The sequence below is a fragment of the Streptomyces prunicolor NBRC 13075 genome (genome assembly GCF_000367365.1).
Taxonomy (GTDB): domain Bacteria; phylum Actinomycetota; class Actinomycetes; order Streptomycetales; family Streptomycetaceae; genus Streptomyces; species Streptomyces prunicolor.
Genome location: NZ_BARF01000139.1, coordinates 32850 through 47372, shown reverse-complemented (window position 1 = coordinate 47372; position 14523 = coordinate 32850). Strand labels below are relative to the sequence as shown.

13 protein-coding genes are annotated in these 14523 nt (G+C 68.8%); 3 read left to right on the top strand and 10 right to left on the bottom strand.

The genetic code is table 11. The features are described 5' to 3' along the window. Positions 1 to 172 precede the first annotated feature (172 nt). The 3 genes from SPR02S_RS51035 to thyX form a co-directional block, all read right to left on the bottom strand. On the bottom strand, positions 173 to 1858 hold the full coding sequence (locus tag SPR02S_RS51035) for a ribonuclease J (RefSeq protein WP_026151656.1): 1686 nt from the start codon (positions 1856 to 1858) through the stop codon (positions 173 to 175). 128 nt (positions 1859 to 1986) lie between these two features. Beyond that, on the bottom strand, positions 1987 to 2886 hold the full coding sequence (dapA, locus tag SPR02S_RS51030) for a 4-hydroxy-tetrahydrodipicolinate synthase (RefSeq protein WP_019064795.1): 900 nt from the start codon (positions 2884 to 2886) through the stop codon (positions 1987 to 1989). Positions 2887 to 3097: 211 nt separating this feature from the next. Then, positions 3098 to 3838, bottom strand: coding sequence for an FAD-dependent thymidylate synthase (thyX, locus tag SPR02S_RS51025; protein ID WP_019064794.1), 741 nt, complete (start codon positions 3836 to 3838; stop codon positions 3098 to 3100). Positions 3839 to 4051: 213 nt separating this feature from the next. Here thyX and SPR02S_RS51020 point away from each other — a divergent pair, with 213 nt between their 5' ends. Together SPR02S_RS51020 and SPR02S_RS51015 are read left to right on the top strand one after the other, a co-directional pair. After that, positions 4052 to 4291 (top strand): hypothetical protein, encoded by a 240-nt coding sequence (locus SPR02S_RS51020; RefSeq protein WP_019064793.1) that lies wholly within the window; start codon positions 4052 to 4054, stop codon positions 4289 to 4291. 122 nt (positions 4292 to 4413) lie between these two features. After that, complete coding sequence (locus SPR02S_RS51015; RefSeq protein ID WP_019064792.1) at positions 4414 to 4968, top strand: SCO5741 family PH domain-containing membrane protein; 555 nt, start codon at positions 4414 to 4416, stop codon at positions 4966 to 4968. A gap of 99 nt (positions 4969 to 5067) precedes the next feature. Here SPR02S_RS51015 and SPR02S_RS51010 read toward each other — a convergent pair whose 3' ends face one another. The 5 genes from SPR02S_RS51010 to rpsO form a co-directional block, all read right to left on the bottom strand. Then, positions 5068 to 5520: a tetratricopeptide repeat protein gene (locus tag SPR02S_RS51010; protein ID WP_019064791.1), complete on the bottom strand. Its 453-nt coding sequence runs from the start codon at positions 5518 to 5520 to the stop codon at positions 5068 to 5070. Positions 5521 to 5530: 10 nt separating this feature from the next. After that, positions 5531 to 6283 carry a 4-hydroxy-tetrahydrodipicolinate reductase gene (gene dapB, locus SPR02S_RS51005; protein WP_019064790.1) on the bottom strand — a complete coding sequence of 251 codons (753 nt, stop codon included), beginning with the start codon at positions 6281 to 6283 and terminating at the stop codon, positions 5531 to 5533. A gap of 61 nt (positions 6284 to 6344) precedes the next feature. Next, positions 6345 to 7724 carry a M16 family metallopeptidase gene (locus SPR02S_RS51000; RefSeq protein WP_019064789.1) on the bottom strand — a complete coding sequence of 460 codons (1380 nt, stop codon included), beginning with the start codon at positions 7722 to 7724 and terminating at the stop codon, positions 6345 to 6347. Next, complete coding sequence (locus tag SPR02S_RS50995; protein WP_019064788.1) at positions 7721 to 9940, bottom strand: polyribonucleotide nucleotidyltransferase; 2220 nt, start codon at positions 9938 to 9940, stop codon at positions 7721 to 7723. Before SPR02S_RS50995 ends, SPR02S_RS51000 begins: the two co-directional genes overlap by 4 nt. Before the next feature lie 357 nt (positions 9941 to 10297). Next, positions 10298 to 10585, bottom strand: coding sequence for a 30S ribosomal protein S15 (gene rpsO, locus SPR02S_RS50990; protein WP_019064787.1), 288 nt, complete (start codon positions 10583 to 10585; stop codon positions 10298 to 10300). A gap of 303 nt (positions 10586 to 10888) precedes the next feature. Between rpsO and SPR02S_RS50985 the strand changes: the two genes are divergently transcribed. Further along, on the top strand, positions 10889 to 11185 hold the full coding sequence (locus tag SPR02S_RS50985) for a DUF397 domain-containing protein (RefSeq protein WP_019064786.1): 297 nt from the start codon (positions 10889 to 10891) through the stop codon (positions 11183 to 11185). An 81-nt stretch (positions 11186 to 11266) separates the two neighbouring features. Here SPR02S_RS50985 and SPR02S_RS50980 read toward each other — a convergent pair whose 3' ends face one another. Together SPR02S_RS50980 and eccD are read right to left on the bottom strand one after the other, a co-directional pair. Continuing rightward, a complete protein-coding gene (locus tag SPR02S_RS50980) occupies positions 11267 to 12790 on the bottom strand; it encodes a PQQ-binding-like beta-propeller repeat protein (protein WP_026151655.1) in 1524 nt (507 codons plus the stop codon). Positions 12791 to 12906: 116 nt separating this feature from the next. Further along, on the bottom strand, positions 12907 to 14409 hold the full coding sequence (eccD, locus tag SPR02S_RS50975; RefSeq protein ID WP_019064784.1) for a type VII secretion integral membrane protein EccD: 1503 nt from the start codon (positions 14407 to 14409) through the stop codon (positions 12907 to 12909). Positions 14410 to 14523: the final 114 nt, after the last annotated feature.

The window sequence follows — 14523 nt, the reverse complement described above, 5'->3', positions numbered from 1 at the left end:
TTTATCAGAAGTTCTGAGTCGGATTTTCCGGCCCTTCGGGAGTGGCTCCCGTACACGCGAAGTGTCCGGGTTCCCCCTCAGGCGGAGCCGTAAACGTACTGGAGCGGGCCGCCTCGATGCAAATCGAGGCGGCCCGCTCCAGGTTCACGCGTACGAGGGGGTCGTACGACCGTCAGACCTCCACGACGACCGGGAGGATCATCGGCCTGCGCCGGTAGTTGTCGGAGACCCACTTGCCCAGCGTGCGGCGGATCAGTTGCTGCAGCTGGTGGGGTTCTACGACGCCGTCCTGGGCCGAGCGTTCCAGGACCTCCGTGATCCTCGGGACCACGTCCACGAAGGCGGAGTCATCGATGCCGGAGCCGCGGGCCTGGATGTGCGGGCCACCCGTGATCTTGCCGGTGGACGAGTCCACGACGAGGAAGACCGAGATGATGCCCTCGTCCCCCAGGATCCTGCGGTCCTTCAGCGCGGGTTCGCCGACATCGCCGACCGAGAGGCCGTCGACGTAGACATAACCCGCCTGGACCTTGCCCGAGATCTTGGCCTTGCCCTCGATGAGGTCGACGACCACGCCGTCCTCGGCGATGACGATGCGGTCGTGCGGGACGCCTGTCATGGCGCCCAGCTCGGCGTTGGCCCGTAGGTGGCGCCATTCGCCGTGGACCGGCATCAGGTTCTTCGGCCGGCAGATGTTGTAGAAGTACAGCAGCTCGCCGGCCGAGGCGTGTCCGGAGACGTGGACCTTGGCGTTGCCCTTGTGGACGACGTTGGCGCCCCAGCGGGTGAGGCCGTTGATGACCCGGTAGACCGCGTTCTCGTTGCCCGGGATAAGCGACGAGGCCAGGATTACTGTGTCGCCCGCGACGATGCGGATCTGGTGGTCGCGGTTGGCCATGCGGGACAGGGCGGCCATCGGTTCGCCCTGCGAGCCCGTGCAGACCAGGACGACCTGGCTGTCCGGGAGGTCGTCGAGCGTCTTGACGTCGACCACCAGGCCCGGCGGGACCTTGAGATAGCCGAGGTCACGGGCGATGCCCATGTTGCGGACCATCGAGCGGCCGACGAAGGCGACCCGGCGGCCGTGCTCGTGCGCCGTGTCCAGGACCTGCTGGATGCGGTGAACGTGGCTGGCGAAGCTCGCCACGATGATCCGCTTGCGAGCGCCGCTGAAGACCTGTCGCAGGACGTTAGAGATGTCGCGCTCGGGCGGGACGAATCCCGGGACCTCGGCGTTCGTCGAGTCGGCGAGGAGCAGGTCGATGCCCTCCTCGCTCAGCCGTGCGAACGCGTGTAGATCTGTCAGACGACCGTCCAGCGGGAGCTGGTCCATCTTGAAGTCGCCGGTGTGGACGACCATGCCCGCGGGGGTGCGGATGGCGACCGCGAGCGCGTCCGGGATCGAGTGGTTGACCGCGACGAACTCGCAGTCGAAGGGACCGATTCGCTCGCGGTGCCCCTCTGCGACCTCCAGCGTGTACGGCCGGATGCGGTGCTCCTGGAGCTTCGCCTCGATGAGGGCGAGGGTCAGCTTGGAGCCGATCAGCGGGATGTCCGCCTTCTCACGAAGGAGATACGGGACTGCGCCGATGTGATCCTCGTGGCCATGCGTGAGGACGATGCCGTCGATGTCGTCGAGGCGGTCCCTGATGGACGTGAAGTCCGGCAGGATCAGGTCGATGCCGGGCTGCTCCTCCTCGGGGAAGAGCACGCCGCAGTCGACGATGAGCAGGCGGCCGCCGTATTCGAAGACCGTCATATTCCGGCCGATTTCCCCGAGGCCGCCGAGTGGGGTGACCCTCAGGCCGCCTTCGGGGAGCTTGGGCGGCGGGGCGAGTTCAGGATGCGGATGACTCAAAAGACTCTCCTACCCATGCGCGCCACGTACCTGTGGGCACGTGGCGCGCATGACGTTCGTGCAAAAGCAGTTATCGGATGTGGGGTGCGGGCGCCGAAGCCCCGCGTATTCAGTTGTGAAGTCCGTTGTCAGAGCTGTACCCCGCCGGCGGCAAGATCGATCTTGAGCTGAGCGATCTCCTCGGGCGAGCACTCGACCATCGGTGAGCGCAGCGGTCCGGCGGGCAGTCCCTGGAGGGTGAGCGCGGCCTTGGTGGTCATGACGCCCTGGGTGCGGAACATGCCGGTGTAGACGGGAAGCAGCTTCTGGTGGATCTCGGTGGCCTTCTGGACGTCACCGGAGACGTACGCCTCCACCAGGGTGCGCAGTTCGGGTGTGACCACATGGCCGACGACCGAGACGAAGCCGACCGCGCCCACGGAGAGCAGCGGCAGGTTCAGCATGTCGTCGCCGGAGTACCAGGCCAGGCCGGTCCGGGCGATGGCCCAGCTGGCGCGGCCGAGGTCACCCTTTGCGTCCTTGTTGGCGACGATGCGCGGGTGCTCGGCGAGCCTGACCAGGGTCTCGGTGCCGATCGGGACGCCGCTGCGGCCGGGGATGTCGTAGAGCATGACCGGCAGTTCGGCGGCGTCGGCGACGGCCGTGAAGTGGCGGTAGAGGCCCTCCTGCGGGGGCTTGTTGTAGTACGGCGTGACGACGAGCAGGCCGTGCGCGCCGGTGCGTTCGGCTGTGCGGGCGAGTTCGACGCTGTGGTGGGTGTCGTTCGTGCCGACGCCCGCGATGACGTGGGCGCGGTCGCCGACCGCTTCCAGTACGGCTCGTACGAGATCCGTTTTCTCCGCGTCGCTGGTGGTCGGGGACTCACCGGTGGTGCCGTTGATGATCAGGCCGTCGTTGCCTGCGTCCACCAGGTGGGTAGCGAGCCGCTGAGCGCCGTCGAGGTCGAGTGCGCCGTCCGCCGTGAAGGGCGTGACCATGGCGGTGAGGACCCGCCCGAAGGGGGTCTGCGGAGTGGAGGTCGGAGCCATGGGTGACACGCTACTCGCTGCTCAATGCGGGGTCTGCCCTAGGGGCAGGCGACAAGTCGTGACAAATATGGAGCCCGGCACTGCCTGCTCGGGGGTTCAAGCAGTGCCGGGTCCGTTTGATCAGGCTAGATGAACTTCTCCAAATGCCGCAATACGGACACTTCGTGCGGCCCATCCGTACATGTGTGCCCGACCGGCAAACAGAGGTGCGCTACGGGGCGACACGGCCGTTGGCATTGAAGGCGGCGTAGGTGAGCGGCATGAGCTTGGCCCACTGCTCCTCCATCTTCTCGCCGACCATCTCGATCTCCCGCTGCGGGAAGGACGGCACCTTCGCCAGCTCGTGCTGTGTGCGCAGTCCGAGGAAGTGCATCAGCGAGCGCGCGTTGCACGTGGCGTACATCGAGGAGAAGAGGCCTACGGGGAGGACGGCACGGGCGACCTCGCGGGCCACGCCGGCGGCGAGCATCTCCTGGTACGCCTCGTACGACTGGCGGTACGAGTCCTCCATGGTGCGGCCGACCAGCTCCTGCTGGGCCTGGGTGCCCTCGACGAAGACGTACTTGCCCGGGCGGCCCTCCTGGACCAGCTTGCGGGACTCGCCGGGGACGTAGAAGACCGGCTGGAGCTCCCGGTACCTTCCCGATTCCTCGTTGTAGGACCAGCCCACGCGGTGCCGCATGAACTCGCGGAAGACGAGGATCGGGGCGCTGATGAAGAACGTCATGGAGTTGTGCTCGAAGGGGCTGCCGTGCCGGTCGCGCATCAGGTAGTTGATCAGGCCCTTGGAGCGCTCGGGGTCCTTGCCCATCTCGTCCAGGGACTGCTCGCCGATCGTCGAGACGCGGGCGGCGAAGAGCACGTCCGCGTCGGACGCGGTGTGCTTGACCAGCTCGACGGTGACATCGCTGCGGAAACTGGGCTTGAGGTCGTCGGCGGGGGTGTCGGTCACGGCTCGGAGGGTCCTTCCATCACGTCTCTCGGGCGGCGCCCACTCTACGGCCCGGCACTGACATCGGGGCGTTCGGTGCCGTGCCGCGACATTCATTGGCGAACTTCTGCGAATTCGGTGAAACAGGGCACCGATTGGGGCGTTCGCTCGTCTGTATTGGTGAGAGCCACCCGTTCGATCCCGACTCGACCCCAGAGGGGAGAAGCACCACCGATGTTCCGTCGGCGCGAACCTGTTCCGTTCGCCTTCATCGCCGAGACCGACCGCTTCCGCAGCAATGTCACCCCGCCGCCGCGTGAGCGTGCGTCCGCCGGGCAGATAGCCGGGCGTTGGCTCCTGGGCCTCACCATCATCGCCGGAATCGTGGGCTCTCTGGTCCTCGGGATGCCGGCGCTGTCCCAGAACAACCTCTCGACCCAGAACCAGCAGTCCCAGGCCGCCGACAATCGCTGACCTGGCGCGCAGCCGTACAGCTGACCATGACTCATCCGGACCCCCAACGGTGGTGAGCGGGAACACGGCCGGATAGCCTCACCGGGCACAGCCCACGCATGGATTCAGTGAGGACACCAGCCGTGCCCCTGCCCTTCCTTACGGCCGACCGCGCATTCGAGGCCGCGGACGAGCTCGCGCTGCCGTTCGACGACCGCGACCGCTGGCGGCGCCCCTACCGGCCCGGACCGTGGCGGGTGGCGGCAGCGGCGCTCGTGCTGCTGCTCGCGTCGTACGTGCTGTTCGCCGCCGTCATCATCGCGTTGACCGGCTCGCGGCCCGAGGCCGCGGTGATCCTCGGTATCGCGGTGGTCGTCATCCTCTGCGCCCTGCGGCTGCTGCGCATGGGCGTGTGGGTGAGCGCGCGCGGGCTGCGCCGGGTGCGGTTCCTCTTCACCCTCACGGTGCGGTGGGACCGGGTCGCCGCCGTACGCACGGTGCAGCAGCCGGTGCGCTGGCTCGGGCTGCCGCGCACAGTGCAGGGGCAGGCGCTGCTCCTCGTACGCAAGGACCGTGCTCCGGAGGATGTGACCGCGCTGCTGACCACGCACGACATCGACTTCGTGGCGCGGGCCTCCTCCTTCGACCGGGCCGCGGACTCGGTCGAAGTGTGGTCCGACGAGTACCGGCGGAGCTGACCGCCCGACAGCAGCCGTAAGGCACACAGCCGTATGCCGAAGGGGCCGGTCCGCAGTGGGTGCGGGGCGGCCCCTTCGGCGTACGGGCGTTTCGGGAGTTCAGGCTTGGACGGGTCTGCCGTCGTGCAGGGCGATCGCGCGTTGCATCGCCTTGCGGGCGCGCGGGGTGTCGCGGGCATCGTGGTAGGCGACGGCCAGGCGGAACCAGCTGCGCCAGTCGTCGGGGGCGTCCTCCGTCTCGGCCTTGCGCTTGGCGAAGACCTCGTCGGCGGAGTCGCGGTCGATGCGGCCGCCGGCGGTGCGCCTCAACTCGTCGACGGGCAGGCCGCCTTCGGCGTCGAGTTCGGCGGCGAGCTTGTTGGCGTTGCGGACGAACTGGGTGTTCTTCCAGAGGAACCAGATGCCGATCACCGGCAGGATCAGGACCGCGATCCCGAAGGTGACCGTGATGAGCGTGCCGGACTGTATGAGCATGACGCCGCGGCTGCCGACCAGGACGAAGTAGAAGACCAGGACGGCGGCCGTGACGGCGTAGGTGAGTTTGGCGCGCATGTCGTGAGTCTCAGCCCAGGTCCAGGAAGTGTTCCAGGCCGAAGGTGAGGCCCGGGGTCGTCACCACGCGGCGGGCGCCGAGCAGGATGCCCGGCATGAAGCTGCTGTGGTGGAGCGAATCGTGGCGGACGGTCAGCGTCTCGCCCTCGCCGCCGAGCAGGACCTCCTGGTGGGCCAGTAGGCCACGCAGCCGGACGGCGTGCACCGGGATGCCGTCGACATTCGCGCCGCGCGCGCCGTCCAGGGCCGTGGTCGTGGCGTCCGGCGCCGGGGCCGAGCCCGCCTTGGCGCGGGCCTCCGCGATGAGCTGGGCCGTGCGAGTGGCGGTGCCGCTGGGGGCGTCCACCTTGTTCGGGTGGTGCAGTTCGATGACCTCGACCGACTCGAAGTAGGGCGCGGCGATCTGCGCGAACTTCATGGTGAGTACGGCCCCGATGGAGAAGTTGGGCGCGATGAGGACGCCCGTCTCCGGGGACTTGGCCAGCCAGCCGTTGAGCTGCGCGAGGCGTTCGTCGGTCCAGCCCGTCGTGCCGACGACCGCGTGGATGCCGTGGCCCACGCAGAAGTCGAGGTTGTCCATCACCGAGGCGGGCGTGGTCAGTTCGACCGCGACCTGGGCGCCCGAAGCCGTGAGCGTCTCCAGGGTGTCGCCCCGGCCCAGGGCGGCCACCAGTTCCATGTCCTCGGCGGCCTCGACGGCTCGTACCGCCTCGGCGCCGATCCGGCCCTTGGCACCGAGGACCGCCACGCGCAGCTTGCTCATCGTTCTTGCTTCCTTACCGGATACGGGTTCCGAAACCGGATACGGGTTCCGAAGGCGGGTGTCAGGCGACGGCGTCGTGCAGTCGGGCCGCCTGCTTGTCCTTGAGCGGGCCGATGACCGACAGCGAGGGCCGCTGTCCCAGGATCTCGCGGGCGACCTCGCGGACCTCGTCCGGGGTGACCGACGCGATCCGGGCGAGCATGTCGTCGACGGACATCTGCTCGCCCCAGCACAGCTCGCTCTTGCCGATGCGGTTCATCAGCGCGCCGGTGTCTTCGAGGCCCAGGACGGTGGAGCCCTGGAGCTGGCCGACGGCGCGGCCGATCTCGTCGTCGGACAGGCCGTGTTCGGCGACCTGGTCGAGTTCGTCGCGGCAGATCTTCAGCACGTCGTGGACCTGCGAGGGCCGGCAGCCGGCGTAGACGCCGAAGAGGCCGCAGTCGGCGAAGCCGGACGTGTACGAGTACACGCTGTAGGCCAGGCCGCGCTTCTCCCGGACCTCCTGGAAGAGGCGGGAGGACATGCCACCGCCGAGGGCCGTGTTGAGGACCCCCAGCGCCCAGCGGCGCTCGTCGGTGCGGGCCAGGCCCGGCATGCCGAGGACGACGTGCGCCTGCTCGGTCTTGCGGCCGATCAGCTCGACCTTGCCGGTGGAGCGCAGCACGCGGCGGCCGTCGCGCGGGGCGATGGGTGCCGCCTCGGGGGTGCGGAAGGCGCCCGCCTTGTCGAAGGCCGCGCGGACCTGTCGTACGACCTTGTCGTGGTCGATGTTGCCGGCGGCCGCGACCACGAGGTGGGTCGGGTCGTAGTGCTTCTTGTAGAAGCGGCGGATGCGGTCCGCGGTGAGGGCGTTGACGGTGTCGACCGTGCCGAGGACGGGGCGGCCGAGGGGGTTGTCGCCGAACATCGTGCGCGCGAACAGGTCGTGCACGCAGTCGCCCGGGTCGTCCTCCGTCATGGCGATCTCTTCGAGGATGGCGCCGCGCTCGACGTTGACGTCGTCCTCACGGATGAGGGAGCCGGTCAGCATGTCGCAGACGACGTCGATGGCGAGCGGCAGGTCGGTGTCGAGCACGCGCGCGTAGTAGCACGTGTACTCCTTCGCCGTGAACGCGTTCATCTCACCGCCGACCGCGTCGATCGCGGAGGAGATGTCCAGCGCGCTGCGCTTGTGCGTGCCCTTGAAGAGGAGGTGCTCCAGGTAGTGCGTGGCGCCGTTCAGGGACGGCGTCTCGTCGCGGGAGCCCACGTGTGCCCAGATGCCGAAGGTCGCGGAGCGGACCGAGGGCAGCGTCTCGGTGACGATGCGCAGGCCGCCCGGGAGGGTGGTCTTACGGACCGTGCCGATGCCGTTCGTGCCCTGGATGAGGGTTTGGGTACGGGCGACGGCCCGCGCCTCCGAGGAGGTGCGGGCCGTCGTCGTGGAGCTGGTCGACGTCACTTGTCGTCGTCGTCCTTCTTGTCGTCGCCGCTCTCTTCACCCTCGATGACGGGGATGAGGGAGAGCTTGCCGCGGGAGTCGATCTCGGCGATCTCGACCTGGACCTTCTGGCCCACGCCGACGACGTCCTCGACGTTCTCCACGCGCTTGCCACCGGCGAGCTTGCGGATCTGCGAGATGTGCAGCAGACCGTCCTTGCCCGGGAGCAGCGACACGAACGCGCCGAAGGTGGTGGTCTTGACGACCGTACCCAGGTAGCGCTCGCCGACCTCCGGCATGGTCGGGTTGGCGATGCCGTTGATCACTGCGCGAGCGGCCTCGGCCTGCGAGCCCTGCGCGGCACCGATGTAGATGGTGCCGTCGTCCTCGATCGTGATGTCGGCGCCGGTGTCCTCCTGGATCTGGTTGATCATCTTGCCCTTCGGGCCGATGACCTCGCCGATCTTGTCCACGGGGATCTTGACGGTGATGATCCGCGGGGCGTTCGGGGACATCTCGTCCGGCGTGTCGATCGCTTCCATCATCACGTCGAGGATGTGGAGGCGGGCGTCACGGGCCTGCTTGAGCGCGGCGGCCAGGACGGAGGCGGGGATGCCGTCCAGCTTGGTGTCGAGCTGGAGGGCGGTGACGAACTCCTTGGTGCCGGCGACCTTGAAGTCCATGTCGCCGAAGGCGTCCTCCGCACCGAGGATGTCGGTGAGGGCGACGTAGTGCGTCTCGCCGTTGATCTCCTGGGAGATCAGGCCCATGGCGATACCGGCGACGGGGGCCTTCAGCGGCACACCGGCGTTCAGCAGCGACATGGTGGAGGCGCAGACCGAGCCCATGGACGTCGAGCCGTTCGACCCGAGGGCCTCGGAGACCTGACGGATCGCGTAGGGGAACTCCTCGCGCGTCGGCAGGACCGGGACCAGGGCGCGCTCGGCGAGCGCTCCGTGGCCGATCTCGCGGCGCTTCGGGGAGCCGACGCGGCCGGTCTCGCCGACCGAGTACGGCGGGAAGTTGTAGTTGTGCATGTAGCGCTTGCGGGTCACCGGGGAGAGGGTGTCCAGCTGCTGCTCCATGCGGAGCATGTTGAGGGTGGTGACGCCCAGGATCTGGGTCTCGCCACGCTCGAACAGCGCGGAACCGTGCACGCGCGGGATGGCCTCGACCTCGGCGGCCAGGGTGCGGATGTCGGTGACACCGCGGCCGTCGATGCGGACCTTGTCCTTGATGACGCGCTCACGGACCAGGGACTTGGTCAGCGAGCGGTACGCGGCGGAGATCTCCTTCTCGCGGCCCTCGAACTGCGGGAGCAGCTTCTCGGCGGCGATCTCCTTGACGCGGTCCAGCTCGGCCTCGCGGTCCTGCTTGCCGGCGATGGTGAGCGCCTGGGAGAGCTCGCTCTTGACCGCGGCGGTCAGGGCCTCCAGGACGTCGTCCTGGTAGTCGAGGAAGACCGGGAACTCGCCGGTCGGCTTGGCGGCCTTGGCGGCGAGGTCGGCCTGGGCCTTGCAGAGCACCTTGATGAAGGGCTTCGCGGCGTCCAGACCGGAGGCGACGACCTCCTCGGTGGGCGCCTCGGCGCCGCCCGCGACCAGCGCGATGGTCTTCTCGGTGGCCTCGGCCTCGACCATCATGATCGCGACGTCGCCGTCCTCCAGGACACGACCGGCGACGACCATGTCGAAGACGGCGTCCTCGAGCTCGGTGTGCGTCGGGAACGCGACCCACTGGCCGTTGATCAGCGCGACGCGGACGCCGCCGATCGGGCCGGAGAAGGGCAGACCGGCCAGCTGCGTGGACGCGGAGGCGGCGTTGATCGCCACGACGTCGTACAGGTGGTCGGGGTTGAGGGCCATGATCGTGGCGACGACCTGGATCTCGTTGCGCAGGCCCTTCTTGAAGGACGGGCGCAGCGGGCGGTCGATCAGCCGGCAGGTGAGGATCGCGTCCTCGGAGGGGCGGCCCTCACGGCGGAAGAAGCTGCCGGGGATCTTGCCGGCGGCGTACATCCGCTCCTCGACGTCCACCGTGAGGGGGAAGAAGTCGAGATTTTCCTTGGGCTTCTTGGAGGCAGTGGTGGCCGACAGCACCATGGTGTCGTCGTCCAGGTACGCCACGGCGGAGCCGGCGGCCTGCCTGGCCAGCCTGCCCGTCTCGAAGCGGATGGTGCGGGTGCCGAAAGTACCGTTGTCAATGACGGCCTCGGCGTAGTGGGTCTCGTTCTCCACTAGCGTTTTCTCCGTTACTTGTCGTCTTTCGTCCCTCCCCGCCCGTGTGGCGGGGGGACGGTGGCGGAGAAGCGCTGTCTGATGCGGGCCGGTCTTCGATCGAAGCACCCGGGGTTTCCTGCCCGGGGGCCACTACCGAGGACCGGCGGCTGCGAGGCGCGCTTCTCCTCTTCGTGGTCGTGCTCTGTCGCACGTGGTCGTGCTGGGTCGTACGTTCTGCGTTCACATCGTGCGTTGTGCTACCACACTACAAAGCGTGAGTGACACTCCGCACGTTTCCGCACGTACGGGCAATCCGCACATACGGCAAAGGGAGCGGCTCCCGATCGCTTCGGGACCCGCTCCCCTCACGGCGTCTTACTTGGCGCCCGCAGCACCGCGGCGGATGCCCAGGCGGTCCACCAGCGCACGGAAGCGCTGGATGTCCTTCTTGGCCAGGTACTGGAGCAGCCGACGGCGCTGACCGACCAGGATCAGCAGACCACGACGGGAGTGGTGGTCGTGCTTGTGGGTCTTGAGGTGCTCGGTCAGGTCCGAGATACGGCGCGAGAGCATGGCGACCTGGACCTCGGGGGAGCCGGTGTCGCCCTCCTTCTGACCGAACTCACTGATGAGCTGCTTCTTCGTAGCGGCGTCGAGCGACACGCGTACTCCTCGTAGTCTGAGATGTGCCACCGAGTGCCCCTGGTCCACTTCTCAGGGGAGCTTCCGTAACTCGGGAGGCGGGATCCGTAGGGCGCTGCCTCCGGAGCGCTGAGCTCCAGGGGTGCGTACACAAACGGCCGCTACACAGCGTACCAGCCTGGGGGGATGCCTCGGTCCAGGTCCGTGAAGGGCCCTGACCGGGGCGGATACGGCCACTAGGGTGACTTCCATCCGTGGACGGAGCGTTCCGTCCACGGATGGAGCGTGGATCACGTCGGTTCGTCCGGAAGGGGTCGCTTCGCCATGGCGGAGACGGAGCAGGAGATCAAGGCACGCAAGGAGCGGGAGCGGGACGAGCTGTACGCCCTCGACATCTCGGGTGTCGAGTGGCGCAGCGCGCCGGGCACGGAGGAGCACGAGGAGCGCGTCGAGATCGCCGACCTGCCCGACGGTGCGGTGGCCATGCGCTCGTCGCTCGACCCGGACACCGTGCTGCGGTACACGGAGGCGGAGTGGACGGCCTTCGTGCTGGGCGCCCGGGACGGGGAGTTCGACCTGGAGCCGGCGCCGCACGACGGGGAGCCGGGGGCGGACGCGTAGCGCCTTCGCGCGACGGGGGGTGGGGGTCGGCCGAGGGTTCGGCCGACCCCCACCCCCCGTCGCGTGCGTGCGGGGCCGCGGCTACTTCACCGCCATGCTCTCTATGCCCAGGACGAGATAGACCCACTTTGACTGGCCGGCGGCGGGGCCCTCGGCCTTCTTGACGCCGAAGAAGATGCGCCCGTCCTGGACGACGATGTCGTTGTAGTCGGTCATCGTCATCAGGTCTGCCTCCTCCGGCAGATCGAAGTAGAGGTACGGGGTCTCCTTGCCCGTCTTCGGATCCAGGCTGACGAGCCCCGAAGGCATGATGTGCTGGTCGGTCACGCGCACGGCGAGGAGCTTGTCGCCGCTCATCCGTACCGGATACAGGAGCGAGCCGGGGCCGGAGTCGAACTTCATGGTGGTTTTCCCGGTCGCCAGGTCGAAGCCGATGAGCCAGTTGGAGTTGACCAGCTCACCCGACTCCTTGCTGCGCAGGAAGACCTGGCCGTCGCCGACGGCGATGGTCGGGCAGTCGTCGATGGTGAGGTAGTCGTCGTACGCGCACTCGCCGACGTAGGTGCCGTTCTGGAGGCGGACCACGGCGCGGATCTTGCCCTTGGCGTCGAGGGAGAGCATCTCGGAGATGCCGATCTCGCCGGCCTGGACGGCCAGGACAGGTGGCTCGGCGGACGGGATGTCGAGGTCCCGGATCCCCTTCGCGGCGGTGTACGTCCACAGGACCTTGCCCGTGTTCGGGTCCACCTTGCGGGCCTTGTAGGTGGTGGCTGCCAGCGAGCCGAGAGGGGCGTCGTCGTGGTAGCACTCCTGGCGTACGAGCAGCGCGCCTCCGCCGGCGGCGCCCATGTCCTGGCAGGAGCCGGTCGACGTCGTCTCCCACAGTCGCTTCCCCGTGGTCATGCTGTACGCGTCGGTGCCACCTCCCCAGGTCACCACGACCGTGCCGTGCGTCAGGGTCACGCTCGGAGTGTCCTGGTCGTCACCGCCCGTCGCGGAGCTCGTCTCGTCCCCGAGCTTGGAATAGGGGAAGTCGGTCTCCCAGACCTCGCTGCCGTCGTCGAGGTCGAAGAACGCCACGTGGTTGCAGTAGGCACCGCCCCGGTCGTTGGCCCGGTACAGGACAGCCGTGCGGTTCTCGCCGTTCACATGGCGCGTGTAGCCGCAGATCGGGCCGTCGAGGGGGAGCTTCCACTTCTCGTCGCCCGGGACGGCGTCGGTGCCCATGCGCAGGCCGATGACGGTCTTGTTGATGCCCTTGGCAAGAATCTTGTCCGTCGCCCACATGCCGGGCATCTGGTACTCCTCGCCCGGGCTCATGTCGTCCACCGAGAAACGGACGGCCATCTTTCCGGTGGTACTCGCGGGCTGTTTCTCCACGGTCTCGCGGACGTCGAGGCGGCCCTGGCTCGCCGCCGGGGCGTTGTCGGTCGTCGCCTCCGTCTTGTTGTCGCCCCCGGCCGCCAGCAGGCCGGCCGTGCCCACGGCCGCGACGAGAACGACCGCCAGCAGTCCGAGCAGCCTGTTCCGGCGGCGCTTCTTGCGCCGGCCGTCCTCGGCGACGGTGGACTGGGTGTACATGGTGGGAGGTGGGCCGAAGCTCACGCGGACGAATCCTTTCGTCGCCTGTTCGCGGGCATGCGTCTGTTCACGGGCATACGTCTGCTTCTCGTCGGCCGTCCCCTACGAGAAGCTGTCCCCTACGGGAAGCAGACGCCGGGTCAGCTCGTCAGTGACCGGACCGTCGCGTACACGTCGAAGACGGCGAGTGCCAGCGGCACCAGGGTCAGCAGGACGAAGCCCTCGGCGATCTCCAGGAAGCGCCCCCAGAACGGGGTGAGGCCGCTGCGCGGGACGATCAGGCCGAGCGCGGTCACCAGCGCGGTGGCCGCCGCGATCGCCGCGACGAGCCAGACCGTACGGAGGTCGAGGCCGCCGCGGTCGCCGCGGAGCGCCTCGTGGATCAGGGAGGTCGGCGGGTTGAGCGCCAGGCCCAGGCCGAGCAGCACGAGGGAGCCGAGTCCGGCGGCCAGGACGGGGGCGACCTGGGCGGTGTAGCGGAAGAGGTGGGCGCGCATCAGCAGCGCGACACCGGTCGCGAGGGCGAGCAGCTGGGCCCAGACGTCGTTCGAGAAGCCGAGGACCGCCGTGGCACCGACGGCGGTGACCGCGCAGCCGCCGACGAGGCCGACGAGGAGTTCGTGACCGCGGCGGGCCTGGGCGGCGACGCGTTCGGTGTCGACCGCTTCCTGGGCGGCGGGCTCGGTGCCGTACGCGCTGCGCGGGGCGGTGTTCGGGGGGTCGAAGCCGATCGGCAGGCGGGCGAAGCGCATCGAGAGGCCCGGCAGGAAGGCCAGCGCGCCGACCGCGACCGGGGCGCACAGGGCGGCGATCTCGGACGGGGTCCAGTGGGCCCGGATCGCGATGAACGCGACGATCAGGCCGACCGCGGACGCGAACACGAGGGCGACGAACGGCGCGTCCCCGCCGGGTGAGCACAGAGTGAGGACGACGGCGGCCACCAGCACGGCCGCGCAGGCGAGGAGGAACTGGAGTTTGCCGATCCCCTGGCCGTCGGTGAGCGGCAGCAGGCCCGAGCCGGCCACCCCGATGTTGGGCAGGGCGCCGAGGCCCAGCGCGATGGCCGAGGACCGGTCGTCGTAGACCCGGGCGCGGACGCAGGCCAGGACGACCAGCAGGATGCCGACGACCGCGGCGAGGATGCCGGGCAGGCTGTTCATGTCGTGGCGCGGGTCGGCGGTCCAGGCGACGAAGGCGAGCAGGGCCGGCAGGACACCGCCGCCGACGAGGCCGGCCGCGCGGGTCAACTCGCCGCTCCACAGCGTGTGTTCGCGGGTCACCGCGGCCGAGACCGCCTCGGACACGTCGTCGAACACGGCCGGCGGGAGCGACTCGGAGAAGGGGCGCAGGGTGAGGAGTTCGCCGTCGAGAATGCGCTGGGCGGCGAACGTGCGGGAGCTGTCGAGGACGGTGCCGTCCCGGCGCACCAGGTGATAGCCGACCGGGGCGCCCTCGGTGGGGCTCTGCCGGGAGAGCCTGAGGATCTCCGGATAGATGTCGGCGACCGGGATGTCGTCGGGCAGTGCCACGTCGATGCGACTGTCGGGCGCGACGATCGTGACCCGGCAGAAACCGAGCCCCGGTCCGGTGCCGACCGGGGCTCCGGTACCGGGCCCGCCCGCCGCGGAGGCCGTGATGCTCACCTGCTGCTCCCCCTCAATGATGATTCTGCGTCTGCGTCGTGAAGGTGTCGCGCAGCACGTCCCGCACACCTTCACATCGCGTGAAATGCCCTGTTTTTCCAGCCTGGTTCGCGT